This is a genomic window from Enterobacter cloacae complex sp. SHL020, assembly GCF_049236945.1.
Taxonomy (GTDB): Bacteria; Pseudomonadota; Gammaproteobacteria; order Enterobacterales; family Enterobacteriaceae; genus Enterobacter; species Enterobacter dykesii.
Window position 1 is genome coordinate 48,750 of sequence record NZ_JBMKJF010000012.1, and the last position, 24,176, is coordinate 72,925.

Consider the following 24,176-nt stretch of genomic DNA (forward strand, 5'->3'; position numbering starts at 1 on the left):
CGCGGTGAGGGCAAAATTACCCGCGCTTGCTCAACACGTTTTTCTCGTACGCGCGCACGTTTTCCAGCCACTGGCTGCCTGCCGGAGCGTCGTTACGCTGGCAGTACATCTCCCAAACGGCCTGCCACGGCAGGGATTTCTGCTCTTCCAGCAGCGCCAGGCGCGCGGTGTAGTCGCCGTTTTCTTCCAGCTGTTTCAGCACTGCGGTTGGCTCCAGCAGCGCGCGCAGCAGGGCTTTTTTCATATTGCGGGTGCCAATAACCCACGCCGCGATGCGGTTGATGGAGGCATCGAAGAAGTCGAGGCCAATGTGCACGCGGTCGAACAGGTCATGACGGATAATTTCGCTGGCAATCGCCTGGGTTTCGTCATCCAGCAGCACCACGTGGTCGCTGTCCCAGCGCACCGGGCGGCTGACGTGCAGCAGCAGGCGCGGCACGTAGAGCATGGCAGCGGAGATTTTGTCGGAGATCGCCTCGGTCGGATGGAAGTGACCGGCATCCAGGCACAGCGCGGTCTGGCGGCTGGTGGCGTACCCCATGTAGAACTCGTTCGAGCCGACGGTGTAGCTCTCGGCGCCAATGCCGAACAGCTTGCTCTCCACGGCGTCGATGTGGTGCGCCGGGTCCAGCTTCTCGCTGATGGCCTCATCCAGCGCGGCCAGCAGGCGCTGACGCGGGGCCAGGCGGTCGACGGTGATGTCTTTCATGCCGTCCGGGATCCAGATGTTCATTACTGACGGCGTGCCGAGCTGCTCGCCGAAATACGCCGAAACGCGGCGGCTGGCCTTCACGTGGTCGATCCAGAACTGACGGATTTTGTCGTTGGCGTGCGCGAGGGTAAAACCGTCGGCGCTCAGCGGGTGCGAGAAGCAGGACGGGTTAAAGTCCAGACCAAGCTTGTTGGTTTTCGCCCACTCCACCCAGTTTTTAAAGTGTTCCGGTTTGATCTCGTTTCGCGCTACCGGTGCGTCGGACTCCAGATAAATCGCATGCAGGTTCAGGCGTTTTGGCCCCGGGATCAGGCTCAGCGCCAGCTCCAGGTCGGCACGCAGTTCGGTGGCGTTGCGCGCTTTGCCCGGGTAGTTACCCGTCGCCTGAATACCCCCCGTCAGAGAACCGCCCGGGTTCTCGAAGCCGGCGACGTCATCACCCTGCCAGCAGTGCATAGAGACGGGCAGACGGTCGAGCTGGCGTAGCGCCGTTTCGACATCCACGCCGACGGCGGCGAAACGCTGTTTAGCCAGCTCCCAGGCTTGTTCTAATTGAGTGGTCATGCGCAAAGCTCCTTAGTCAGTCGTTTTTGCTGAAACTGCGCCCGGTGGCGGGCTATTTCATGGCAGGGATTGGGGGTGAAGGTGGTCAGGCAGGTATTCGCGGTGACCACCGAACGGAATTCATCGACATCAGAAAGTTCGTCCAGGGTCATCAGCTGAATACCGATGTTGCCGAGCGTCGAAGCCTCCACCGGACCCGCCACCACGGTGATGCCGCAGGCATCGGCGCAGAGCTGGTTCAGCAGCTGGTTCTGGCAGCCTCCGCCCACGATATGCAACTGGTTGAACGGTGCGCCTCGCAGGTCGACCAGCTCGCTCAGTACATCCGCGTAGAGAAGGGCGAGGCTGTCAAAAATACAGCGCGCCAGCTCGGCAGGACGGGAAGGCACCGGCTGCCCGGCTTCGAAACAGGCGGACTGGATTTCGGCGCTCATATGCACCGGGTTAATAAAGCGGTCGTCGTTCGGGTTAATCAGGAACGTACAGGCCTTCAGCTTTTCGGTTTCTGCGATAAGCGCGGGCAGGTCGTTAACGTTTTGCTCTTTCAGCACGCGCTGAAGCAGCCACAGGCCCATGATGTTCTTCAGAACGCGGTAGCGCCCTTCGGCACCGCCTTCGTTAGTGATGTTCGCCGCCATCGCGGCGTCGCTGGTGTACGGCGTTTTGCTCTCAAAACCCATCAGCGACCAGGTGCCGGACGAGAGGTAGGCCGCGTCTCTACTGGCCAGCGGGGATGCAATTACTGCGCTGGCGGTATCGTGACTGGCGACGGCAACGACGGGGATTTCATTCCCCTGCGGGCAAATCCACCGACCTATCACATTTCCGGGGTGCGTTGGCGTGCCGAACCAGGAGGGTGAGGCGCCCGTCCAGGTCAGCAGGGTTTCATCCCAGCTATCGGTGTTGATGTTGACCAGCTGCGTGGTGGTGGCGTTGGTGTATTCCCAATTCATGTTGCCGGTCAGCCGATAGCTTAAGTAGTCCGGAATGAGTAACGCGTGCGTCACCTTTTTGACCAGCTCCGGCTGCTGCTCAACCAGCGCGCGCAGCTGATAGAGCGTGTTAAACGGCAGAAACTGAATACCGCTGCGGCCATAGATGTTGTCCATGCCAAGCTGTGCGATGGCGTGTGTCATCAGCCCGTCGGTGCGACTGTCGCGATACGAGACGGGCAGGCCTACGCGTTCGCCGCGGCTGTCGAGCAGAACGTAGTCCACGCCCCAGGTATCGATGCCGATGCTGTCGATGCGAATGCCGTCATTGCAGACGTTGTTCAGCCCGGTGCGGATCTCCGCTTCCAGGGCATCAATATCCCAGGTATCAAAACCGTCCTGTTTTTGCAGGCAGTTGGCGAAACGGTGCATTTCGCGAAGCGTAAGTATGCGCCGATCGCAGTCCCAGGTGGCGAGCATTACGCGGCCGCTGGATGCGCCTAAATCGACAGCCACACAATGGCGAAAAGTCATGGTCAGGTCCCTTCTTAAGTCATTGGTGCTGAGTGTAAAAAAGGGACGAAAAGACCACCTTCTCGTCACTGACAGCACGAATCTCGCGCTGGCAAGAAAGCAAAGATGATCGTGAGGAAGTTCACAATTTCCTGTTATGGCAGGGTTTTCTGGCAATGTGACGCTGACCGCATTTCCCGATTTTTCCGTCTGTTTCTTGAAAAACTGACGGCTTTTGCGCCGTTTGCTGTCAAAAATTTAAGGTGAGTGCGGAAGGCCTTAATTACTATTCGAGAACTTTCCTCATTGGTGGGGGCCGTTATGACCGTATTGCACAGCGTCGATTTTTTCCCGTCGGGAACGTCTCCGGTTGCGATAGAGCCCCGGCTCCCGCAGGCTGCGTTTCCTGAACATCATCATGATTTTCATGAAATTGTGATTGTCGAGCATGGAACGGGTATTCATGTCTTCAACGGCCAGCCCTACACCATCAGCGGCGGTATGGTGTGCTTCGTGCGCGATCATGACAGGCATTTGTATGAACATACCGACAACCTGTGCCTGACCAACGTGCTCTATCGTTCGCCGGACGCGTTCCAGTTTCTGTCGGGGTTGAACAAGCTACTGCCCCAGGAGCAGGATGGACACTACCCGTCTCACTGGCGGGTCAATCAGTCCACGTTGCAGCAGGTGCGCCAGCTGGTGAATCAACTGGAGCAGAGCGAGGGCGGGCAGGAGACGTATGCTATTGCCTCCCGCGAGCTGCTGTTTATGCAACTGCTGGTGCTGCTGCGTCGCAGCAGCCTTGTGGAAGGGCTGGAAAATAACGACGCGCGCCTGAACCATCTGATGGCCTGGCTGGAAGATCATTTCACCGAGGATGTCTGCTGGGAGACGCTGGCGGATGATTTTTCACTGTCCCTGCGCACCCTGCATCGCCAGCTTAAGCAGCACACCGGGCTGACGCCGCAGCGCTACCTTAACCGTCTGCGCCTGATCAAAGCGCGTCATCTTTTACGTCACACCGACGAAAGCGTCACGGATATTGCCTACTGCTGTGGTTTTGGCGACAGCAATCACTTTTCAACGCTGTTTCGCCGGGAATTTAGCTGGTCGCCGCGCGATATCCGTCAGGGAAAGGATGCTTCACTCCAGTAACGCGAATGCAATCACCGTTTTATTGCCGCAAAAAGGCTAATAATATCCGGTTATTCACCGTTGAGGTGGTGGTGTGGCCGCTCAGTTAATTCTTCGCAAAGATGATTTTTTTGCCTCCGCGAGTCAGGCCGTCGCGGTGGCCGACCGCTACCCGCAAAATGTCTTTGCCGAGCATACCCACGAGTTTTGCGAGCTGGTGCTGGTATGGCGCGGCAACGGCTTACACATCCTCAACGACCGGCCCTACCGCATCACGCGTGGCGATCTGTTTTACATCCGCGCCGAAGACAAACACGCTTACGCCTCGGTTAACGATCTGGTGTTGCAGAACGTTATCTACTGCCCGGACAGGCTTAAACTGAATGTCGACTGGCCGGCCCATATCCCCGGTTTTCTCAATGCCAGAGGCGAACCCCACTGGCGCTTAAGCAGCAACGGCATGGCTCAGGTGCGCCAGACGATCGCCCAGCTGGAGCAGGAGAGCCAGAAGCACGATCCCGTGGCAAATCCGATGGCGGAACTGCTGTTCGCCCAGCTGGTGATGACCCTCAAACGTCATCGTTACGCGACCGATAACCCCTCCGCAACCGTCCAGGAAGCGCTGCTGGACAAGCTGATTGCCCGGCTTGCGGGCAGCCTGAACAAAAGTTTCGTTCTGGAAAAGTTTTGCGAGCAGGAGCAGTGCAGCGAGCGCGCGCTGCGCCAGCAGTTCCGCACCCAGACGGGGATGACGGTCAACCACTACCTGCGTCAGCTGCGCATCTGCCACGCCCAGTACCTGTTGCAGCATACCGAGCTGATGGTCAGTGAAGTGGCGATGCGCAGCGGATTTGAGGACAGTAATTACTTTTCGGTGGTGTTTAACCGCGAGGTGGGGATGACGCCGGTTCAGTGGCGTCATCGCAGTCGAAAGGCAGCGTAATCAGTTCGCCATGCCGAGGCCCACGATATTGGCCGCGATAATAATCACCACGCAGCCCAGGCTCAGCACGCCCACCGGACGACGCCCGGCGTTGTTCCACTCCTTCAGTACCAGCCCAACCAGTCCGCCACACAACACGTAGAAGCTCATATGCAGCATCCAGCTTATGTAGTCGTACTGTGGTGGGATGCTGGCGTGGCCCCAGGCGTAGAAAAAGAACTGCAGATACCACATTAGGCCGCCCAGCATCGACAGCAGCACATTGGTGATGATTAAGGATTTTGCCAGTGAGAAATCGGCTTTTACCGACAAATCCTTCACTTTTGCCAGACGAATAAAGCAGAAGCCGAGGTTTACCAACGCGCCGCCGCCCATGATCACCACGTAGCTTGGCAGCGCCACGTACAGCGGGTCGACGCCCAGCGCGGCGGCCGCTTCGTGCATGGGTTTTGCGGCGTTCATGGCGAACGACATGCCCGCCGAGAAGATGCCGCACATCACTGCCAGCAGCAGCCCCTTCTTCAGGTTAAAGTCTTCGGCTTTGATGCCCATCTTGCGCTCTTTCAACTGCCCCGCGCGGGTGACGATACCCACGCCTATCACCGCGACAAGCACGCCAAGCAGCGTCATTTGCCCGCCTTTGGTGTTGATCAACACGTCGACATTGCCGTTAAGAATGGGCGTCATCAGCGTGCCGACGATGAGCGTAATGCCAATTGCGATGCCAATACCCATCGACATCCCGAGGTAGCGCATGGTCAGGCCGTAATTGATGTTGCCGATGCCCCACATCGCCCCGAACAGAAACACTGGCAGGAGGGTGGAGGCACTGAAGGAAGTAAAGTAGCTCCAGAAATCCGGGAGCAGCATGGCGCTAATGGTCCACGGCAAAATCAGCCAGGACACGGTACCGCCAACTGACCACATGGTTTCCCACGACCACCCTTTCACCTTTTTAAACGGGGCATAGAAACAGGCTGCACTGGCCGCGCCTATCAAATGCCAGAAGATACCCATCGTAATCGCATGATTCATTTTTACGTCCTCATCGTTTTTATAGCCGGTGGCTTCCCCCCGGCTTGATGAGTGTAAAAATTAGGCAGTTCAGGAACCTTCAGACTGTTGCCGCAATTTAGTTTTGGATGGCAATCAGCACGTTAACCGGGTGAGCAGACTCACAATTTTGTGATAAGGCAAAAATCAAATAACCTTATAAAAACTACGGCATTGATAATCATTTTCAATATCATTTAATTAACTATAATGAACCAACTGCTTACGCGGCATTAACAGCTGTGCCGCCCGACAATAATGGAGAGGATTATGAGTTATACACTGCCATCCCTGCCGTATGCCTACGACGCACTGGAACCGCATTTCGACAAGCAGACGATGGAAATCCATCACACTAAACACCACCAGACCTATGTGAACAACGCGAACGCCGCGCTGGAAAGCCTGCCAGAGTTCGCTAACCTGTCTGCTGAAGAGCTGATCACCAAGCTGGACCAGCTGCCAGCGGACAAGAAAACCGTTCTGCGTAACAACGCTGGCGGCCACGCTAACCACAGCCTGTTCTGGAAAGGCCTGAAGACCGGTACCACCCTGCAGGGCGACCTGAAAGCGGCTATCGAGCGCGACTTCGGCTCCGTAGACAACTTCAAAGCGGAATTCGAAAAAGCCGCTGCAACCCGTTTCGGCTCTGGCTGGGCGTGGCTGGTTCTGAAAGGCGACAAGCTGGCGGTAGTGTCTACTGCTAACCAGGACTCCCCGCTGATGGGTGAAGCAATCTCTGGCGCATCCGGCTTCCCAATCCTGGGCCTGGACGTGTGGGAACACGCTTACTACCTGAAATTCCAGAACCGTCGCCCGGACTACATCAAAGCGTTCTGGGACGTAGTGAACTGGGACGAAGCAGCAGCGCGTTTCGCCGCTAAAAAATAAGGTTGCATTGACGCCTGTGAGAAGCGAGTCTTATGACTCGCTTTTTTTGTATCTGTATACCCGTCATACTTCAAGTTGCAGGTGCGTTGGCTGCGTTCGCTCACCCCAGTCACTTACCTGAGTAAGCTCCTGGGGATTCACTCTCTTGCCGCCTTCCTGCAACTCGAATTATTTAGGGCATAAAAGGAGCAGCGATGCATTATCCGGTGAATGTATTTACAGGCAAGGTAAGGGAGTACGACGGCAGCCGCCCGAGTGCCATCGCCAAAATTCAGGTCGACGGTGAGCTGACGTTAACCGACCTCGGGCTTGCGGGTGACGAGCAGGCCGAAAAGAAAATCCACGGTGGGCCCGATCGCGCGCTGTGCCACTACCCGCGTGAACACTATCAGCACTGGAAAACCGAATTCCCCGAGCAGGCGGACCTCTTCGTCGCCCCCGCGTTTGGCGAGAATCTCTCCACCGAAGGGCTCACCGAAAAGAACGTGTTTATCGGTGATATCTACCGCTGGGGCGATGCCCTGATTCAGGTGACGCAGCCACGCTCGCCGTGCTTCAAGCTCAACTACCATTTCGGTATTCAGGATATGTCGGCCCAGCTGCAAAAAGCGGGTAAAACCGGCTGGCTGTATCGCGTGGTGCTGGCTGGGCAGATTTCAGCGGACGCCCCGCTTGAACTGGCGTCGCGCCTGAGCGATGTGTCTGTTTATGACGCCTGCGCCATTGCCTGGCATATGCCGTTTGACGACGAACAATATCACCGCCTGCTGTCGGCGGCGGGGCTATCGACCAGCTGGACGAGAACGATGCAGAAGCGGCGTTTAAGCAATAAGATCGAGGATAATTCGCGGAGATTGTGGGGGAAATAGTCTTCCGGGAAAGTAGGCCGGGTAAGGCGAAGCCGCCACCCGGCACTAATAGCTACGAACGCTTATACAACGGTAGCCACAGCGTTAAACGTAGTCCACCCAGAGGGCTGTCATCGGCTTTCACCCAGCCGCGGTGCTGCTGCATGGCGGTTTCAACAATCGCCAGACCCAGCCCCGTACCACCTGATTCCCGGTCGCGCGCCTCATCGGTACGATAGAACGGACGGAAAATCTGCTCGCGGTCTTCCGGACTCACGCCAGGACCGTCGTCATCGACAATGACGGTGATCCCGTCTTTATCCACCGAGAACGCCACCTCAATCTTCGTATGCGAGTAGCGAAGAGCGTTACGCACGATGTTCTCCAGCGCGCTTTCCAGCGTGTTGGGGTTACCGTACAGCGGCCACGGGCCCGGCGGGAAGTTGACGGTGAAGGATTTACCCATCTGTTCCGCTTCAAACGCCGCGTTGTCCAGCACCTCGTGCCACAGGTGATTAGCTTTGACCGTTTCGCTCACCAGCGCGTTTTTCTGCTGATTGCGCGACATCACCAGCAGGTCGTTAATCATGCTGTCCAGACGATGAGCTTCCGTCTCAATACGCTCCAGCTCTTTGCTCTCACCGCTGCGGCGTCGCAGCAGGGCGGTGCCAAGCTGTAAGCGCGTGAGCGGGGTGCGCAGCTCGTGCGAGATATCCGACAGCAGACGCTGCTGGGCGGTCATCATGCGATCCAGCGCGCTCACCATCTGATTAAAACTGGTTCCGGCTGCAAGGAACTCCTGCGGCCCTGCTTCCAGTTCAGGGTGTTGTCGCAGGTTGCCCTGAGCCACTTCATCCGCCGCATTTTTCAGCTTACGCGCCGGTTTTGCCAGGCTCCACGCCAGCCATAACAGCAGCGGCGAGCTGACCAGCATGGTGACAATCAGCAGCAGCAGAGGGCGGTCAAACAGCAGGTTGATGAAATCGGACTGGGAGTTGCTCGCAGGGCGAATCAGGTAGAGCTGATAGTTATCTTCCCCATCCCGCACCGAGAAAGGGCCTACCATCTCTACCCGACCATATTTCTTCTTCTGTGGGTGATCGGCGTTATCCGCCTGGCCAATGAAGTTACGGATAATCTGCATTTCATTGCGATCGGCCCCAATGACGCGGCCTTCGCTGGTGACCAGCAGCAGGCGTTGTCCGGGCGGCGCCCACTTGTCGATAGCGCGAAATAATCTGCGCCACCACATTAAATCGTTCGGCGGATCGTTTGCCAGCTCGGCTTCAACGTGCTGCTCGATCATCACGCCCTGACGTTGCTCGCTGTCGAGAAGCTCCGTCATCTGGCGTGAGTCGAGTTTTGGCAACATCAGTACGAGCATTAAAACTAATGCCAGCGTCAGCCAGAAGATGGCGAAGATGCGGGCGGTTAAGCTTCCTATCATGAAGCGGAAACCATCAAGTAACCGCGACCACGCAGGGTTTTAAACCATGGGTGACCGTCTTTACGCTCCGGCAGCTTGCGGCGCAGGTTAGAGATGTGCATGTCGATGGCGCGGTCAAACGGGGTAAGGCGTTTGCCCAGCACTTCCTGACTTAAATGTTCACGCGATACCACCTGGCCGAGATGCTGCGCCAGCAGGTAAAGCAGGGTGAACTCGGTGCCGGTCAGTTCCAGCGTTTCACCGTCGAAGCTCGCTTCCTGACGGCCCGGGTTCAGGCTCAGGGAGTCCACTTCCAGCGTTGGTGAGCTGTTGTCGGTATTCTGCTGCTGCTCGCTCCAGTGGGAACGACGCAGGATAGCGCGAATACGGGCAACCAGTTCACGGTCGTTAAACGGCTTCGGTAAATAGTCATCCGCGCCCAGCTCAAGGCCGAGTACGCGGTCAAGTTCGCTGCCGCGCGCGGTCAGCATGATTACGGGAGTCTGGTGTGTCTGGCGAAGCTCTTTCAACGTATCAATACCGTTTTTCTTCGGCATCATCACGTCGAGCAAAAGTAAATCGATGCTGTCGTCAAGGAGACTCAGCGCCTGCTCGCCATCATGGGCAACCAGGACGTTGAAACCTTCCATGTCGAGCAACTCCTTTAAAAGGGATGTGAGCTCTCGGTCATCATCAACTAACAGGATTTTATTCATTGTTTAAATACCTCCGAGGCAGAAATTACGACATCAAGGCTATCTAATCCATGACTTTACGTTGTTTTACACCCCCTGACGCATGTTTGCAGCCTGAATCGTAGACTGTCTCTCGTTGAATCGCGACACGAAAGATTTTGGGAGCAAGTGATGCGCAAAGTTACCGCTGCCGTCATGGCCTCAACGCTGGCGTTCAGTGCGTTTAGCCAGGCTGCTGAAGCTATCATCAGCGATAACAGTCCCTTACAAGAGGGTGCAACGCAGAACAGCAGCCAAAGCCATATGTTTGACGGCATAAGTTTAACCGAACATCAGCGTCAACAGATGCGAGATCTAATGCAGAGGGCACGACACGACCAGCCCCCTGTTAATGTTAGCGAAATGGAGACAATGCATCGCCTTGTCACCGCAGAAAATTTTGACGAAAGCGCTGTACGCGCTCAGGCCGAAAAAATGGCACAGGAACAAGTTGCCCGCCAGGTAGAGATGGCGAAGGTCCGCAACCAGATGTTCCATCTGCTAACGCCCGAGCAGCAAGCGGTTTTGAATGCCAGACATCAGCAGCGAATGGACCAGCTGCGTGAGGTTGCACGGATGCAGCGAAGCTCAGAAACGTCGTTTTTCAGTAGCAATAGCAGTACCCGTAGTAACCAGTAAACCCTGTTTTCCTTGCCATAGACACCATCCCTGTCTTCCCCCACATGATGTGGGGGTTTTTTTTATTCCTTCTTCTGCCACCCCACCTAAATCAAGGGCTCATTATTTTCATTGCGACGATATATTCTTTTTTAAAATAGTATTTTTCTTAATTGTTTGTAAAATATGCAAGCTACTGATAAGAAACAAAAGGGGATATCATGTCAGGAATGGTTTTTTGCCGAGGATGTGGCAAGGAGTTGCACAGTACCGCTAAGGCCTGTCCGCATTGTGGCGCAAGCCAGGTTGCAGCAGGAAGTAAAAATAAGCTTACCGCAGCATTGCTCGCTTTCTTCTTAGGAGGCCTGGGCGCACATAAATTTTACTTAGGTAAGATTGGCCAGGGATTCCTTTACCTCATCTTTTGCTGGACCTTCATACCGTCAGTCATTGCCTTCATTGAGTTTATTATCTATCTGTGCACCTCTGAAGACGACTTTGCCAGAAAATATGGTTAAGTGCTGACTTAGCATTTTCAGGTTTCAAACCAGGAAAGCCCCTTTTAAACGGGGCTTTCTTATTGATGAACGCCACGGGCGAATATCACGTTATAAAAACCATTTATATCAATAGTATGATTGTAATCCTGCATCATCTACTTCTCTTCATCTGCGACAGGTCTTTTGCTCGTCATTCTCTTTTGTTAACCCTCTATTCATCCTTAGACTCCCCATGCTTCCGTTATAATAGCGGCATGACATGACAGGAGCGTTTATGAATCAATCCTATGGAAGACTGGTAAGCCGGGCCGCCATTGCGGCTACCGTCATGGCCTCCAGCCTGTTACTGATTAAAATCTTTGCCTGGTGGTATACCGGCTCGGTCAGTATTCTGGCGGCGCTGGTGGACTCGCTGATGGACATTGCCGCCTCGTTGACCAACCTGCTGGTGGTGCGTTACTCGCTGCAGCCAGCGGATGAAGAGCACACATTTGGGCACGGCAAAGCGGAGTCGCTGGCCGCGCTGGCACAAAGCATGTTCATTTCCGGCTCTGCGCTGTTCCTGTTTTTAACCGGCATTCAGCATCTCGTTTCGCCGACACCGATGAACGATCCCGGCGTGGGCGTAGTTGTGACGATCGTTGCGCTTATATGCACACTTGTTCTGGTAACGTTCCAGCGCTGGGTTGTTCGCAAAACGCAAAGTCAGGCTGTACGGGCGGATATGCTTCATTATCAATCTGATGTTATGATGAATGGGGCTATTCTTATTGCGCTCGGTCTGGCCTGGTATGGCTGGCATCGCGCCGATGCGTTATTTGCGTTAGGGATTGGTATCTATATTTTATATAGCGCCCTGCGGATGGGGTATGAAGCGGTGCAATCACTGCTTGACCGCGCCCTCCCGGACTCAGAACGTAATGAAATTTTTTCTATCGTGACCTCCTGGCCCGGCGTCAGCGGTGCACACGATCTTCGAACGCGGCAGTCAGGGCCGACCCGCTTTATTCAGATTCATATTGAAATGGAAGACAACCTGCCACTGGTTCAGGCTCACGTTATTGCTGAGCAGGTCGAGCAGGCGATTTTGCAGCGTTTTCCTGGTTCAGACGTCATCATTCACCAGGATCCCTGCTCGGTTGTACCCGGTCATGTTGGGCTTTCGTAATTCGTTGTAAAAAAGTGAGCCAGGCCAGCATTTTGTGTATAAATTACCGCCGTTTGGTCTGACCTGAATCAATTCAGCTGGAAGGGATTGATATACTATTTGCAGTATTCGTTGGTCGATAAGTTTCTTCCGGCAACAGATTTCAATTTTGCATTCCTAAGTTCAGAGGTAGTCATGATTAAGAAAATCGGTGTGTTGACAAGCGGCGGTGATGCGCCGGGCATGAACGCGGCAATTCGTGGTGTTGTCCGTGCAGCGCTGACGGAAGGCCTGGAAGTTTTTGGCGTTTATGACGGTTATCTGGGCCTGTATGAAGATCGTATGGTTCAGCTCGACCGTTACAGCGTGTCTGACATGATCAACCGTGGCGGTACTTTCCTCGGTTCCGCGCGCTTCCCGGAATTCCGTGATGAACACGTTCGTGAAGTGGCTATCGAAAACATGAAGAAACGCGGCCTGGACGCCCTGGTGGTTATCGGTGGTGACGGCTCCTACATGGGTGCAAAACGTCTGACCGAAATGGGCTTCCCGTGCATCGGTCTGCCGGGCACCATCGACAACGACATCAAAGGTACTGACTACACTATCGGCTTCTTTACTGCGCTGGGTACCGTTGTTGAAGCGATTGACCGTCTGCGTGACACCTCGTCTTCTCACCAGCGTATCTCTATCGTTGAAGTGATGGGCCGTTACTGTGGCGACCTGACGCTGGCGGCAGCCATTGCGGGCGGTTGCGAATTTATCGTCGTGCCAGAAGTCGAATTTAGCCGTGAAGATCTGGTGGCTGAAATCAAAGCGGGCATCGCGAAGGGTAAAAAACACGCGATCGTGGCTATCACCGAGCATATCTGTGACGTTGATGAGCTGGCGAAGTACATCGAAGCCGAAACCAAACGCGAAACCCGCGCGACCGTACTGGGTCACATCCAGCGCGGCGGCTCCCCAGGCCCTTACGACCGTATTCTGGCGTCCCGTATGGGCGCGTACGCTATCGATCTGCTGCTGCAGGGGCACGGCGGCCGCTGCGTCGGTATTCAGAATGAAAAACTGGTTCACCATGACATCATCGACGCGATTGAAAACATGAAGCGTCCGTTCAAAGGTGACTGGCTGGACTGCGCGAAAAAACTGTACTGATCGGCTCTGTTGCCCGGTGGCGGCAAGGTAAATGCAAAACGGTAACCCTTGGGTTACCGTTTTTTTATGGTTGCTCCCTCTCCCGTGGGAAAGGGTTGGAGTGAGGGCATCAGGCCGCTCATCCCCTTCTTTTATTCCACTACGTTATAGCCAATCTTTTTTTATTCTTTAATCCTCGATTCGCTTTCTGGCACGCTGCATTCATCAAAACACTACATAAGAGAGCTGGGCGATGAATAAATGGGGCGTGGGTTTAACATTATTGCTGGCATCGACCAGCGTTCTGGCTAAGGATATCCAGTTACTGAACGTGTCATACGACCCGACGCGTGAACTGTACGAGCAATACAACAAAGCGTTTGCGGCACACTGGAAGCAGGAAACCGGCGACAACGTGGTGGTTCGCCAGTCGCATGGCGGCTCCGGCAAGCAGGCGACGTCCGTGATAAACGGTATTGAAGCCGACGTGGTGACCCTGGCGCTGGCCTACGATGTCGACGCGATCGCCGAGCGCGGCCGCATCGACAAAAACTGGATCAAACGCCTGCCGGATAACTCCGCACCCTACACCTCGACCATCGTCTTCCTGGTGCGTAAAGGAAACCCGAAACAAATTAAAGACTGGAACGACCTGATCAAACCGGGCGTTTCTGTGATTACCCCGAACCCGAAAAGCTCCGGCGGCGCTCGCTGGAACTACCTCGGCGCGTGGGGCTATGCACTGCATCACAACAATGGCGACCAGGCCAAAGCGCAGGAATTCGTGAAGGCGTTGTATAAAAACGTTGAGGTGCTGGACTCCGGCGCGCGTGGCGCCACCAACACCTTCGTTGAGCGCGGGATTGGCGACGTGCTGATTGCCTGGGAAAACGAAGCTCTGCTGGCGACCCACGAGCTGGGTAAAGACAAGTTCGAGATCGTGACCCCGAGCGAATCGATTCTGGCTGAGCCGACCGTTTCCGTGGTCGATAAAGTAGTTGAGAAGAAAGATACCAAAGCGGTGGCGGAAGCCTATCTGAAGTATCTGTACTCGCCAGAAGGCCAGGAAATTGCGGCGAAAAACTTCTATCGTCCACGCGATGCGGCGGTCGCCAAGAAATACGAAGGGGAGTTCCCAAAACTGAAGCTATTCACTATTGACGATGTGTTCGGCGGCTGGACGAAAGCGCAGAAAGAGCACTTCTCCAACGGCGGTACCTTCGACCAAATTAGCCAGCGCTAACCATTAGCCTGTGACACGGTGACCCGGCGTGAGAAATCCGCCGGGTTTTTTATTTGGTCATCATTTTGCGTTACTCTTTTGCCTCTATTGAAAACAGGGAACGCGTTGTGAAAAAAATTATCTTATTGCTCCTCATTGTCATCGCCCTTGCCGCTGGCGGCGTGTACTGGATGAAGGCGGGTAATCCGAATGCGTTGCGCCATATCGTTCTCGACCAGTGTGTGCCGAATCAGGTCCAGAACCGTAACCCGGCACCCTGTGCGCAGGTGAAAACGGATGCAGGCTATGTGGTATTTAAAGATCGCAACGGGCCGCTGCAATACCTGCTGATGCCAACCTATCGCATCAACGGCACCGAGAGCCCGCTGCTGACCGACGCTCATACGCCGAACTTTTTCTGGCTGGCGTGGCAGTCGCGCAGCTTTATGACCCTGAAGCGCGGATCCGAGGTGCCTGATAGCGCCATTTCGCTGACGATTAACTCGCCGACTGGCCGCACGCAGAATCATTTTCATATTCATATCTCCTGCCTGCGCCCGGACGTGCGCGAGAAGCTCAACGCGGCACAGGGAGAAATCAGCACCCAGTGGCTGCCTCTTCCGGGGGGGCTGGAAGGACATGAATATCTTGCTCGTCGCGTGACGGAGAATGAACTGGTCCAGCGCAGCCCGTTTATGATGCTGGCGGAAGAGCTGCCGGAAGCGCGCGACCATATGGGGCGTTTCGCGCTGGCAATGGCGCAGCAGTCGGATGGCTCTTTTGTTTTGCTGGCGACCGAGCGTAACCTGCTCACGCTTAACCGCGCGTCTGCGGAGGAACTGCAGGATCATCAATGCGCTATCCTGAAGTAACCCCACCATAAATCGCGTTTACTCGGGCTACCTGTCACCGTAGACTTGCTGAAAAATTCTACAGGAGACAGGTATGTCGCTCTGGTCAACGTATCCTCTGCTGCTGCCCTCACTGATCGTTGGCGTCACCATCGTGCTGTGGGCGACGTCGCTATTGCCGGAATTCATCACCGCGCTGCTGTTCTTCACGGCGGCAATGACTGCGAAGATCGCCCCGCCGGAGGTCATCTTCGGCGGTTTTGCCTCGTCGGCTTTCTGGCTGGTATTCAGCGGCTTTGTGCTCGGCGTGGCGATCCGTAAAACCGGACTGGCGGACAGGGCCGCCCGGGCGCTGTCGGCAAGACTCACCGACTCCTGGGTGTTGATGGTGGCGAGCGTGGTGCTGCTGAGCTATGCGCTGGCGTTTGTGATGCCGTCGAACATGGGACGTATTGCGCTGCTGATGCCGATTGTCGCGGCGATGGCAAAACGCGCCGGTATCGCCGACGGCTCCCGCGCCTGGTTCGGGCTTGCGCTGGCGGTGGGGTTCGGGACTTTCCAGCTGTCGGCGACTATCCTGCCTGCAAACGTCCCTAATCTGGTGATGAGCGGTGCGGCGGAAGGCTCGTACGGCATCCATCTAAACTATGTCCCGTATCTGCTGCTGCACACGCCGGTGCTGGGCATTCTCAAAGGCCTAATTTTGATTGGCCTCATCTGCTGGCTATTTCCCGGTAGCCCAAAACCGTCGAAGGAACAGGCGCCGTCTGAGCCGATGGGGCGAGATGAAAAGCGTCTCGCCTGGCTGCTGGCTGTGGTGCTGGGTATGTGGGTCACGGAGAGCTGGCACGGTGTAGGGCCGGCGTGGACCGGGCTGGCAGCGTCGATCATCGTTATGCTGCCGCGCATTGGTTTCATTACCGGGGAAGAGTTTTCTGCCGGGGTGAACATGCGCACCTGTATTTACGTCGCGGGTATTCTTGGGCTGGCGATCGTGGTGACGCAAACCGGTATCGGAACGGCCGTGGGCGAGGCACTGCTTCGCATTATGCCGCTGGATGCAGACAGACCGTTCATCAGCTTCCTGGCGCTGACCGGTATTACCACGGCGCTCAACTTCATTATGACCGCCAACGGCGTGCCTGCGCTTTACACCACGCTGGCGCAGAGCTTCTCGGACGCGACCGGTTTCCCGCTGCTGTCGGTGATCATGATTCAGGTGCTGGGCTATTCCACGCCGCTGCTGCCGTATCAGGCGTCGCCGATTGTTGTGGCGATGGGGTTAGGAAAGGTGCCTGCAAGGGCGGGGATGGTGCTCTGTCTGGCGCTGGCCATTGCAACGTATCTGGTGCTGCTGCCGCTGGATTATTTGTGGTTTAGCGTATTAGGCCGTTTGTAGCAGTTTTGTAAGGCGGGTGAACGCGAACGCCACCCGCCCAAAGGCAATTATGCCTGTTTAGCCGCTTCTGCCGCTTTAACGATCACCGCGAAAGCGTCAGCTTTCAGGGATGCACCGCCAACCAGCGCGCCATCGATGTCTGGCTGGGTGAACAGCTCAGCAGCGTTGGAAGCGTTTACGGAACCGCCGTACTGGATAATCACTTGCTCAGCGACTTTCGCGTCGGCTTTAGCAATGTGGTCACGAATGAATTTGTGAACCGCCTGAGCCTGCGCAGGGGTTGCAGATTTGCCGGTACCGATCGCCCAGACTGGCTCGTATGCGATAACCGCGCCTTCGAACGCTGCAGCGCCCTGGGTTTTCAGCACTGCGTCGATCTGACGTGCGCACACTTCTTCGGTTTTGCCCGCTTCGTTTTCCGCTTCGGTTTCACCGATGCACAGAACCGGGATCAGACCCTGCTCTTTCAGCACGGCGAATTTCTTCGCGATGAACTCATCGGATTCTTTGTGATAGGTGCGACGCTCTGAGTGGCCGATGATGATGTATTTCGCGCCAATATCTTTCAGCATTTCAGCGGAGGTTTCACCGGTGAACGCGCCAGACAGGTTAACGTCAACGTTCTGCGCGCCCAGAATGATGTGGCTGCCGTCAGCGGCGTGTTTAGCCAGATCCAGATACATATCCGGCGGAGCGATAGCAACCGCGCAGCCCGTCACGCCAGCCAGCTCTTTACGCAGGTTCGCAACCAGCTCGTTTACCATGTGGCGGCTGCCGTTCAGTTTCCAGTTACCCATCACTAAAGGATGTCGCATTTCAATTCTCCACGCTCAATAAGCGAATTAAGGAATATGGCCACCCTGTCGGGCAGCATGGTCTGTGAATCAGTATAGAGATTTTCCCTCGAAAGGCTTTGCTTTTTGTCATTAATTCGCCCCGCCGAGGGTGTCAGATAGTGCCAGCTTAATCGGTTCAACAGCGAAGGTCAGTCCTTTTTCGCCGTTGTCCGCCACAACATAGCGGATCGCTCCTTCGGTATCGGTGTAGTAACGCTTGTTTTTACCCGCGGCCAGCAGTTTTTGCAGCTTTTGCTGGCTTTGCTTTTTCGTCAGCGCAGGGGTAAAGGCCTGCAATACCGCGCTCATGTACTCCAGCGCTTTCGCCTTAGCGGCTTTCTGCTCCGGCCCTTGTATCGGCAGCCAGGTAATTTGCATGCTTTTGATTTTTAACGTACCGCGCTCCAGCGCCGTGGAAGCATACAAATTCTCGTTAATCTTGCTTGCCGCACGGGTCAGTGTGGGGGTATCGCGTGAGCCATCAATGGCGCGAAACTCATCCAGCGGCAGCGAGGGGTTGGTCTGATTGAAGGTTTCACGAAACTGGCTGATGGACTGATCGAACGACGGCGCGCCCGCCAGAAGATACGGTGCTGTGGTCGGGGCAGTGGTTTCGGCGGCGTGCAGGGGATAACCCGCGCTGAGCAGCGCTAAACACAGGAAAAGAGAACGTGCCGAACTTTTCATCAACATTGCCCCTGGCCGTAAGTGTTCATGATTAAAACGATATCTGGTCGGCTTGTCAAAAGGTCACAACTCCAGGGTAAAATGCGCGCTATACGATAATAAGGAACCTTACATGACCATACAGCAGTGGCTGTTTTCATTCAAAGGGCGTATTGGACGCCGTGATTTCTGGATCTGGATGGTGACGTGGGTTGTCGCCATGCTGCTTCTGTTTTTCGTTGCTTACAATGCCTGGCTGAGCACGCAAACGGCGGCCTTCGCGCTGGTCTGCCTGCTATGGCCAACGGCGGCGGTTGTCGTAAAACGGCTGCACGATCGCGGACGTTCCGGCGCGTGGGCATTTCTGATTATTCTGGCGTGGATGCTGGTGGCCGGAAACTGGGCGATGCTGCCGTCCATCCTGCCGTGGGTCGTGGGCAGGCTGCTGCCGTCGGTCATCTTCGTGATGATGATTGTCGATCTGGGCGCGTTTATCGGCACCCAGAGCGAAAACAAATACGGTAAAGACACCGTTGAGGTGAAATACCGCTGATCACCAGTAGTGTTCGGCGGTCATATGGCCCGGTCGGCGGCGAAGATGTTTCGTCATCTGCCGGGTATCCTTCAGAAGCTGCTGCGTGTCCCGCACCATCTGCGGGTTGCCGCATAGCATGACGTGGCTGGTTTCAGCGTTCAGCGGCAACCCCACCGCGTCTTCCAGGGCTCTACTCTCAATTAGCGCCGGCACGCGGCCGGTAAGCGCTCCTGCTACGGTTTCGCGGCTCACCACCGTCTGAATCTTTAACTTTCCGCCGTACTGCTGTTCCAGCGCCTGCATTTGCGGCAGATAGCTCAGGTCTGCAGCGTAGCGCGCAGCGTGTACCAGCACGATGTTTTTAAAGCGCTCCAGATCTTTGCCGTACTGCAAAATAGAGAGATAAGGGCCAATGGCCGTACCCGTTGCCAGCATCCAGAGCGTGTCACAATCAGGGATCTCTTCGAGCACAAAGAAGCCTGCCGCTTCACTCACAATTTGCACTTCGTCGCCGGGCTTAAGGGCGGCAAGGCGCGGGCTGAGCTTACCGTCGGGAACGGTGACCAGATAGAACTCGAGATCCGGGTTATCAGGCGCGTTAACGTAAGAGTAGGCGCGCTGCACGCGCTCGCCGTCGACATCCAGCCCCAGCTTCGCAAATTGCCCGGCCTTAAACGGGTGGACGGGAGCATGTACGGTGAGACTAAATAGCGCATCGGTCCAGAACTGTACCTTTGTGACTTTACCTGTTACCCAGTCCGCCATGATCTTCTCCTGTGCTGTTTCTCTGTTCTATCTTCCGTACTTGTGGTGACAATTTCCAGCCCGTCAGGGCCGGAAAGCTCTATCGATCAAACGGTTTTACAGAATGTGCGTCTGCACGTCCGGGTCTTTGCGGTCGAGATAGTGGATAGACTGGATGCGGCGAATGGTGCGTGATTTACCGCGGATCAGCAGCGTTTCAGTGGTGGCCATATTGCCCTTGCGGGTGATGCCGTCCAGCAGATCGCCTTTGGTGATGCCGGTCGCCGAGAAGACAACGTTATCGCTACGCGCCATCTCGTCCAGCGCGAGCACTTTATTGGCCTCGATGCCCATCGCTTCGCAGCGCGCCAGCTCGTTTTCCCCGATACGGCGGTTCTCTTCGCTGTCGCCTTTCACCTCATGGCGGGGCAGCAGACGGGCCTGCATATCGCCATCCAGCGCGCGGATCACTGCCGCGGAGACCACACCTTCCGGCGCGCCGCCGATGCCGTACAGCACGTCGACTTCGCTGTCCGGCATGCAGGTCAGGATTGAGGCGGCAACGTCACCGTCAGGGATGGCAAACACGCGCACGCCGAGCTTTTGCATCTGCGCGATAATGGCATCGTGGCGCGGTTTCGCCAGAATGGTGACGGTGAGTTCGCTAAGGGGTTTGCCCAGGGCTTTGGCGATGTTGTGCAGGTTCTCTTCCAGCGGCAGGCTAAGGTCGATTGCGCCTTTCGCGCCCGGACCGACAATCAGCTTTTCCATATACATGTCCGGCGCGTTGAGGAAGCAGCCCTTATCGCCCACGGCCAGCACCGCTAGCGCATTGGCCTGACCCATCGCCGTCATGCGGGTGCCTTCGATCGGATCGACCGCGATATCCACGGCATCGCCTTTGCCGGTACCGACTTTTTCACCGATATAGAGCATCGGCGCTTCGTCGATCTCGCCTTCGCCGATCACGATGGTGCCGTCGATGTTGACCTGGTTAAGCACAATGCGCATGGCATGGACGGCAGCGCCGTCTGCGGTATTTTTATCGCCACGACCCAGCCATTTATAGCCTGCGAGGGCGGCCGCTTCGGTGACGCGGGAAAACTCGATAGCAAGTTCACGTTTCATGAGGTACTCGTACAATCAAAAGGAATTGCACGAAGTTTATCACAGAGTGGGGATACGAGTTCCCTCTCCCCTATGGGGAGAGGGTTAGGGTGAGGGGGATTACTCGTCGTGCTCTTCCCACGCCAGGGCGCGTTTCACCGCTTTTTTCCAGCCGCTGTAGCGGAAGTTACGCTCGGTGGTTTCGATGCCCGGGCGGAATTCGCGTTCGATAACCGCTTTTTCCTGCAGCTCGTCCAGGTTCTGCCAGAAGCCTACCGCCAGACCGGCAAGGTACGCCGCGCCCAGCGCCGTGACTTCACGCACTTCAGGGCGCTCAACGCGGGTGCCGAGAATGTCGGACTGGAACTGCATCAGGAAGTTATTCGCTACCGCACCGCCGTCCACGCGCAGGGCGTGCAGACGGATACCGGAGTCAGCCTGCATCGCCTCCAGCACGTCGCGCGTCTGGTAGGCGATAGATTCCAGGGTGGCGCGAATGATGTGGTTAGAGTTCACACCGCGCGTCAGGCCGAAAATTGCGCCGCGTGCATACGGATCCCAGTACGGCGCGCCCAGACCGGTGAACGCAGGCACCACGTACACGCCGTTGGTGTCTTTCACTTTGGTCGCGAAGTACTCGGAATCGAACGCATCGCTGATGAGCTTCATCTCGTCGCGCAGCCACTGGATAGACGCACCGGCCATGAACACCGCACCTTCCAGCGCATAGTTCACTTCGCCGCGTGGGCCGCAGGCGATGGTGGTCAGCAGGCCGTTTTCTGATTTCACCGCTTTCTCACCGGTGTTCATCAGCATAAAGCAGCCGGTGCCGTAGGTGTTCTTCGCCATCCCTTCCTTGACGCACAGCTGGCCGAACAGCGCCGCCTGCTGGTCACCGGCGATACCGGCGATAGGAATACGGGTGCCGCCCTTACCGCCGATGTTGGTCTGGCCGTACACTTCTGAAGACTTACGCACTTCAGGCAGCATCGCGCGCGGGATGTCCAGCGCGTCCAGCATCTTGTCATCCCACTCCAGGGTGTTGATGTTGAACAGCATGGTACGCGAGGCGTTGGTGTAGTCGGTGACGTGAACGCGTCCCTGGGTCATCTTCCAGATAAGCCAGGTATCGACGGTACCGAACAGAAGCTCGCCGCGTTTAGCACGCTCGCGTGAACCTTCTACGTGGTCGAGGATCCATTTCACTTTGGTGCCGGAGAAATACGGGTCAACCACCAGACCGGTGGCGCTGCGCACGTACTCTTCCATACCGTCGCGCTTCAGCTGTTCGCAGATCTCGGATGTACGGCGGCACTGCCAGACGATAGCGTTGTAAATGGGCTTACCGGTTTCACGTTCCCAGACAATCGTCGTTTCACGCTGGTTGGTAATACCAATCGCGGCAATCTCGTCGGAACTGATATCGGCTTTCGCCAGCACTTCGACCAGCGTGGAGCTTTGTGACGCCCAAATCTCCATCGGGTCGTGTTCTACCCAGCCTGGACGAGGATAAATTTGCTCAAATTCGCGCTGTGACACGCTGACGATGTTCGCGTCATGATCCATTACGACAGCGCGGGAGCTGGTAGTGCCCTGGTCGAGCGCAACGATATATTTTTTTTCGGTCATGGTATGTGTCCCGTAGTCAGATTACAGCGAAGCTTTTTGTTGTGCGGTAGAAGTCGTTTCCTTCTCCTCTTCCACACAGGTGTCGCACGGTAAGTGGCGACCAATTAATTTGCGATAGCCGAATGCACCCAGCGCCGCCCCTACGATTGGCCCGAACAGCGGAACCAGGAAGTAAGGAATGTCTTTGCCACCGGTGAAGGCGACGTCGCCCCATCCAGCGAAGAAGGCGAAGGTTTTTGGCCCCAGGTCACGCGCCGGGTTCATCGCGAAGCCGGTCAGTGGACCCATTGATGCGCCGATAACCGCAATCAGCAGGCCAATCAGCAGCGGGGCCAGCGGGCCGCGCGGAATGCCGTTGCCGTCATCGCCCAGCGCCATAATGACGCCCATCAGAATAGCGGTAATCACCATTTCAACTGCGAACGCCTGCACAAAATTGATATGCGGGTTCGGATAGGTTGAGAAGATGCCTGCCAGATCCAGACTTTCGACGCTGCCGCGTACCATATGATGCGTCTGTTCGAAGTCGATGAAAAGATTGTAATAAAGCCCGTAAACTAACGCCGCTGCGCAAAAGGCGCCGGCAAACTGAGAAATGATGAAAGGAACAACTTTGCGTCCATCGAAGCACGCGAACAGCCACAGCGCGATGGTCACAGCCGGGTTAAGATGTGCACCGGAAACTCCTGCAGTCAGGTAGATGGCCATCGCCACGCCCAGACCCCAGATGATACTGATTTCCCACTGACCAAAACTGGCACCCGCCACTTTCAGTGCAGCGACACAGCCCACTCCGAAGAATATCAACAACCCGGTACCAAGGAACTCGGCAATGCACTGGCCTTTTAAGGTTGATGTCTGACTCATAATCGGAATCCTGAAGAGATGAATGTTTATTGTTAGCATGGCCGCCCGTGACAGCCACGATGCCCTGTAGACATAGTGTTAATTTATCGTTAACGAGCAAAAACGAGAAATATCGAAATCAAAATGTGTGGTCTGTGTCAATAAAATGAGCGTTTTCGCGCCATAAAGCACATTTTTGCATCAGTACAGGAATGTGAGCTGAATCATTTCATTAACGAATCAGTTAACAATTTAGGGGTATATGACGCGAACACACCAGGACCAGACCTAAAAGTGTTGCAAACCGCGATCTGCGCGGTGTGTCGCTGGACACAGAGCGCCGCGCTCCATACAATCGACGGTATATGTCGTGCGCGTTTATGTTAAAGCGTCGCCTTGCAATTCAGGAGAGGTAGCATCATGTCTTTAGAAGTGTTTGAGAAACTGGAATCGAAAGTACAGCAGGCGATTGACACCATCACCCTGCTGCAGATGGAAATTGAAGAGCTGAAAGAAAAGAACAACAGCCTGGCGCAGGAAGTTCAGAACGCTCAGCACGGCCGCGAAGAACTGGAGCGCGAAAACAACCAGCTGCGCGAGCAGCAGAACGGTTGGCAGGATCGCCTGCAGGCGCTGCTGGGACGTATGGAAGAAGTTTAATTCCCTACGGGATGAACTGAACAGGCCGGGTAAGGCGAAGCCGCCACCCGGCTTTTTTATGGTTCTCGCTAACAGACATCCAACCATAAAAAAGGCCGCCAAAGGCGGCCTTAACGCTACTTGTCCTGCGCTGTCATAGCAAAAGCAACGAACACATTCGGTTCATCACTCTTTACAACGAGTACGCTGGCGACAATGAACGCGATACATAAATAGCGTTTCATTATGCGGTCCCTGCAGCTAACCGCTCCACCGTTCACCACCGGTGATAAGTCGATGGACACAAGCCCGGTTAAAGGTTGCTTTACGGTTGTGAATACACCTTTCCCTGGACCGATGCCCATGTGCGAGATGGCGGAAAGGGACGATGCATCATAATGAGCAGCAGCAGCCTAGTTAAGGTTTTAATAGTTAATTAGGAATTTATAAAGGGTCGATGGGGTTACCTGAGGTTTGAACCAGGGTAAGATAAAAATCCTGGTTAAAGGTTGCAAAACTTCCCAACGGACCGCGAATCCCGAGGGAC

24 protein-coding genes are annotated in these 24,176 nt (G+C 55.6%); 13 read left to right on the forward strand and 11 right to left on the reverse strand.

Translation table 11 applies throughout. The features are described 5' to 3' along the window. Nucleotides 1-16 precede the first annotated feature (16 nt). Nucleotides 17-1,276, reverse strand: coding sequence for an L-rhamnose isomerase (rhaA, locus tag ACOTZB_RS20840; protein WP_421628441.1), 1,260 nt, complete (start codon nt 1,274-1,276; stop codon nt 17-19). Then, complete coding sequence (gene rhaB, locus ACOTZB_RS20845; RefSeq protein ID WP_421628442.1) at nt 1,273-2,742, reverse strand: rhamnulokinase; 1,470 nt, start codon at nt 2,740-2,742, stop codon at nt 1,273-1,275. The genes rhaA and rhaB overlap by 4 nt, the downstream gene beginning before the upstream one ends. 300 nt (nt 2,743-3,042) lie before the next feature. Between rhaB and rhaS the strand changes: the two genes are divergently transcribed. Together rhaS and rhaR are read left to right on the forward strand one after the other, a co-directional pair. Continuing rightward, nucleotides 3,043-3,879, forward strand: a complete 837-nt coding sequence (gene rhaS / locus ACOTZB_RS20850; RefSeq protein ID WP_047743326.1) for an HTH-type transcriptional activator RhaS — start codon at nt 3,043-3,045, stop codon at nt 3,877-3,879. Nucleotides 3,880-3,952: 73 nt separating this feature from the next. Further along, complete coding sequence (gene rhaR, locus ACOTZB_RS20855) at nt 3,953-4,801, forward strand: HTH-type transcriptional activator RhaR (protein WP_023309734.1); 849 nt, start codon at nt 3,953-3,955, stop codon at nt 4,799-4,801. On the opposite strand, the gene rhaT is transcribed toward rhaR, so the two are convergent. After that, complete coding sequence (rhaT, locus tag ACOTZB_RS20860; RefSeq protein WP_421628443.1) at nt 4,802-5,836, reverse strand: L-rhamnose/proton symporter RhaT; 1,035 nt, start codon at nt 5,834-5,836, stop codon at nt 4,802-4,804. Nucleotides 5,837-6,124: 288 nt separating this feature from the next. Here rhaT and sodA point away from each other — a divergent pair, with 288 nt between their 5' ends. Together sodA and yiiM are read left to right on the forward strand one after the other, a co-directional pair. Further along, nucleotides 6,125-6,745: a superoxide dismutase [Mn] gene (gene sodA / locus ACOTZB_RS20865; RefSeq protein ID WP_004203668.1), complete on the forward strand. Its 621-nt coding sequence runs from the start codon at nt 6,125-6,127 to the stop codon at nt 6,743-6,745. 194 nt (nt 6,746-6,939) lie between these two features. After that, entirely contained in the window at nt 6,940-7,614 is a 675-nt protein-coding gene (gene yiiM, locus ACOTZB_RS20870; RefSeq protein WP_421628444.1) for a 6-hydroxyaminopurine reductase, read from the forward strand. Between the two features lie 52 nt (nt 7,615-7,666). Here the strand turns inward: yiiM and cpxA are convergent, their stop codons facing one another. Together cpxA and cpxR are read right to left on the reverse strand one after the other, a co-directional pair. Further along, complete coding sequence (cpxA, locus tag ACOTZB_RS20875; RefSeq protein ID WP_023309731.1) at nt 7,667-9,040, reverse strand: envelope stress sensor histidine kinase CpxA; 1,374 nt, start codon at nt 9,038-9,040, stop codon at nt 7,667-7,669. Then, nucleotides 9,037-9,735, reverse strand: a complete 699-nt coding sequence (gene cpxR / locus ACOTZB_RS20880) for an envelope stress response regulator transcription factor CpxR (RefSeq protein WP_003862004.1) — start codon at nt 9,733-9,735, stop codon at nt 9,037-9,039. The genes cpxA and cpxR overlap by 4 nt, the downstream gene beginning before the upstream one ends. A gap of 150 nt (nt 9,736-9,885) precedes the next feature. Between cpxR and cpxP the strand changes: the two genes are divergently transcribed. The 7 genes from cpxP to ACOTZB_RS20915 all read left to right on the forward strand — a co-directional run bounded on the left by cpxP (nt 9,886) and on the right by ACOTZB_RS20915 (nt 16,627). After that, nucleotides 9,886-10,392 carry a cell-envelope stress modulator CpxP gene (gene cpxP, locus ACOTZB_RS20885; protein ID WP_193805341.1) on the forward strand — a complete coding sequence of 169 codons (507 nt, stop codon included), beginning with the start codon at nt 9,886-9,888 and terminating at the stop codon, nt 10,390-10,392. A 200-nt stretch (nt 10,393-10,592) separates the two neighbouring features. Next, nucleotides 10,593-10,889 carry a TM2 domain-containing protein gene (locus ACOTZB_RS20890; RefSeq protein WP_115876978.1) on the forward strand — a complete coding sequence of 99 codons (297 nt, stop codon included), beginning with the start codon at nt 10,593-10,595 and terminating at the stop codon, nt 10,887-10,889. A 256-nt stretch (nt 10,890-11,145) separates the two neighbouring features. Next, on the forward strand, nt 11,146-12,039 hold the full coding sequence (gene fieF, locus ACOTZB_RS20895; RefSeq protein ID WP_023309697.1) for a CDF family cation-efflux transporter FieF: 894 nt from the start codon (nt 11,146-11,148) through the stop codon (nt 12,037-12,039). 174 nt (nt 12,040-12,213) lie between these two features. Then, nucleotides 12,214-13,176 (forward strand): 6-phosphofructokinase, encoded by a 963-nt coding sequence (pfkA, locus tag ACOTZB_RS20900; RefSeq protein ID WP_023309696.1) that lies wholly within the window; start codon nt 12,214-12,216, stop codon nt 13,174-13,176. A gap of 232 nt (nt 13,177-13,408) precedes the next feature. After that, a complete protein-coding gene (locus ACOTZB_RS20905) occupies nt 13,409-14,398 on the forward strand; it encodes a sulfate ABC transporter substrate-binding protein (protein ID WP_023309695.1) in 990 nt (329 codons plus the stop codon). Between the two features lie 107 nt (nt 14,399-14,505). Beyond that, nucleotides 14,506-15,249, forward strand: a complete 744-nt coding sequence (locus ACOTZB_RS20910; protein ID WP_421628445.1) for a CDP-diacylglycerol diphosphatase — start codon at nt 14,506-14,508, stop codon at nt 15,247-15,249. A 73-nt stretch (nt 15,250-15,322) separates the two neighbouring features. After that, nucleotides 15,323-16,627, forward strand: a complete 1,305-nt coding sequence (locus ACOTZB_RS20915; RefSeq protein ID WP_421628446.1) for an SLC13 family permease — start codon at nt 15,323-15,325, stop codon at nt 16,625-16,627. A gap of 47 nt (nt 16,628-16,674) precedes the next feature. Here ACOTZB_RS20915 and tpiA read toward each other — a convergent pair whose 3' ends face one another. Both tpiA and ACOTZB_RS20925 read right to left on the reverse strand, forming a co-directional pair. Beyond that, nucleotides 16,675-17,442 (reverse strand): triose-phosphate isomerase, encoded by a 768-nt coding sequence (gene tpiA, locus ACOTZB_RS20920; protein ID WP_014172206.1) that lies wholly within the window; start codon nt 17,440-17,442, stop codon nt 16,675-16,677. Between the two features lie 111 nt (nt 17,443-17,553). Beyond that, a complete protein-coding gene (locus tag ACOTZB_RS20925) occupies nt 17,554-18,150 on the reverse strand; it encodes a DUF1454 family protein (protein ID WP_126331001.1) in 597 nt (198 codons plus the stop codon). Nucleotides 18,151-18,262: 112 nt separating this feature from the next. Here ACOTZB_RS20925 and ACOTZB_RS20930 point away from each other — a divergent pair, with 112 nt between their 5' ends. Beyond that, nucleotides 18,263-18,682: a DUF805 domain-containing protein gene (locus tag ACOTZB_RS20930; RefSeq protein WP_023293600.1), complete on the forward strand. Its 420-nt coding sequence runs from the start codon at nt 18,263-18,265 to the stop codon at nt 18,680-18,682. On the opposite strand, the gene fpr is transcribed toward ACOTZB_RS20930, so the two are convergent. The 4 genes from fpr to ACOTZB_RS20950 form a co-directional block, all read right to left on the reverse strand. Further along, nucleotides 18,683-19,429, reverse strand: a complete 747-nt coding sequence (fpr, locus tag ACOTZB_RS20935) for a ferredoxin--NADP(+) reductase (protein WP_421628447.1) — start codon at nt 19,427-19,429, stop codon at nt 18,683-18,685. It lies immediately after the preceding gene. A gap of 96 nt (nt 19,430-19,525) precedes the next feature. Continuing rightward, the gene (glpX, locus tag ACOTZB_RS20940) at nt 19,526-20,536 is read right to left on the reverse strand and encodes a class II fructose-bisphosphatase (RefSeq protein ID WP_223561870.1); all 1,011 of its coding nucleotides are present in this window, start codon (nt 20,534-20,536) and stop codon (nt 19,526-19,528) included. A 99-nt stretch (nt 20,537-20,635) separates the two neighbouring features. Continuing rightward, nucleotides 20,636-22,144: a glycerol kinase GlpK gene (gene glpK / locus ACOTZB_RS20945; protein WP_014885706.1), complete on the reverse strand. Its 1,509-nt coding sequence runs from the start codon at nt 22,142-22,144 to the stop codon at nt 20,636-20,638. 21 nt (nt 22,145-22,165) lie between these two features. Next, nucleotides 22,166-23,011: an MIP/aquaporin family protein gene (locus ACOTZB_RS20950; protein ID WP_010436934.1), complete on the reverse strand. Its 846-nt coding sequence runs from the start codon at nt 23,009-23,011 to the stop codon at nt 22,166-22,168. 399 nt (nt 23,012-23,410) lie between these two features. On the opposite strand from ACOTZB_RS20950, the gene zapB reads away from it, so the two are divergent. After that, the gene (gene zapB / locus ACOTZB_RS20955; protein ID WP_010436935.1) at nt 23,411-23,650 is read left to right on the forward strand and encodes a septal ring assembly protein ZapB; all 240 of its coding nucleotides are present in this window, start codon (nt 23,411-23,413) and stop codon (nt 23,648-23,650) included. Nucleotides 23,651-24,176 lie beyond the last annotated feature (526 nt).

Bases quoted from the DNA above. Each gene is read 5' to 3' on its own strand.
- cpxR (WP_003862004.1), bottom strand. From the start codon at position 9,735: ATGAATAAAATCCTGTTAGTTGATGATGACCGAGAGCTCACATCCCTT.
- ACOTZB_RS20905 (WP_023309695.1), top strand. From the start codon at position 13,409: ATGAATAAATGGGGCGTGGGTTTAACATTATTGCTGGCATCGACCAGC.
- rhaS (WP_047743326.1), top strand. From the start codon at position 3,043: ATGACCGTATTGCACAGCGTCGATTTTTTCCCGTCGGGAACGTCTCCG.
- ACOTZB_RS20925 (WP_126331001.1), bottom strand. From the start codon at position 18,150: ATGAAAAGTTCGGCACGTTCTCTTTTCCTGTGTTTAGCGCTGCTCAGC.
- cpxA (WP_023309731.1), bottom strand. From the start codon at position 9,040: ATGATAGGAAGCTTAACCGCCCGCATCTTCGCCATCTTCTGGCTGACG.
- ACOTZB_RS20930 (WP_023293600.1), top strand. From the start codon at position 18,263: ATGACCATACAGCAGTGGCTGTTTTCATTCAAAGGGCGTATTGGACGC.
- rhaB (WP_421628442.1), bottom strand. From the start codon at position 2,742: ATGACTTTTCGCCATTGTGTGGCTGTCGATTTAGGCGCATCCAGCGGC.
- yiiM (WP_421628444.1), top strand. From the start codon at position 6,940: ATGCATTATCCGGTGAATGTATTTACAGGCAAGGTAAGGGAGTACGAC.
- pfkA (WP_023309696.1), top strand. From the start codon at position 12,214: ATGATTAAGAAAATCGGTGTGTTGACAAGCGGCGGTGATGCGCCGGGC.
- tpiA (WP_014172206.1), bottom strand. From the start codon at position 17,442: ATGCGACATCCTTTAGTGATGGGTAACTGGAAACTGAACGGCAGCCGC.
- fieF (WP_023309697.1), top strand. From the start codon at position 11,146: ATGAATCAATCCTATGGAAGACTGGTAAGCCGGGCCGCCATTGCGGCT.
- ACOTZB_RS20915 (WP_421628446.1), top strand. From the start codon at position 15,323: ATGTCGCTCTGGTCAACGTATCCTCTGCTGCTGCCCTCACTGATCGTT.
- ACOTZB_RS20890 (WP_115876978.1), top strand. From the start codon at position 10,593: ATGTCAGGAATGGTTTTTTGCCGAGGATGTGGCAAGGAGTTGCACAGT.
- ACOTZB_RS20950 (WP_010436934.1), bottom strand. From the start codon at position 23,011: ATGAGTCAGACATCAACCTTAAAAGGCCAGTGCATTGCCGAGTTCCTT.
- rhaA (WP_421628441.1), bottom strand. From the start codon at position 1,276: ATGACCACTCAATTAGAACAAGCCTGGGAGCTGGCTAAACAGCGTTTC.
- zapB (WP_010436935.1), top strand. From the start codon at position 23,411: ATGTCTTTAGAAGTGTTTGAGAAACTGGAATCGAAAGTACAGCAGGCG.
- sodA (WP_004203668.1), top strand. From the start codon at position 6,125: ATGAGTTATACACTGCCATCCCTGCCGTATGCCTACGACGCACTGGAA.
- fpr (WP_421628447.1), bottom strand. From the start codon at position 19,429: ATGGCGGACTGGGTAACAGGTAAAGTCACAAAGGTACAGTTCTGGACC.
- glpK (WP_014885706.1), bottom strand. From the start codon at position 22,144: ATGACCGAAAAAAAATATATCGTTGCGCTCGACCAGGGCACTACCAGC.
- cpxP (WP_193805341.1), top strand. From the start codon at position 9,886: ATGCGCAAAGTTACCGCTGCCGTCATGGCCTCAACGCTGGCGTTCAGT.
- rhaT (WP_421628443.1), bottom strand. From the start codon at position 5,836: ATGAATCATGCGATTACGATGGGTATCTTCTGGCATTTGATAGGCGCG.
- glpX (WP_223561870.1), bottom strand. From the start codon at position 20,536: ATGAAACGTGAACTTGCTATCGAGTTTTCCCGCGTCACCGAAGCGGCC.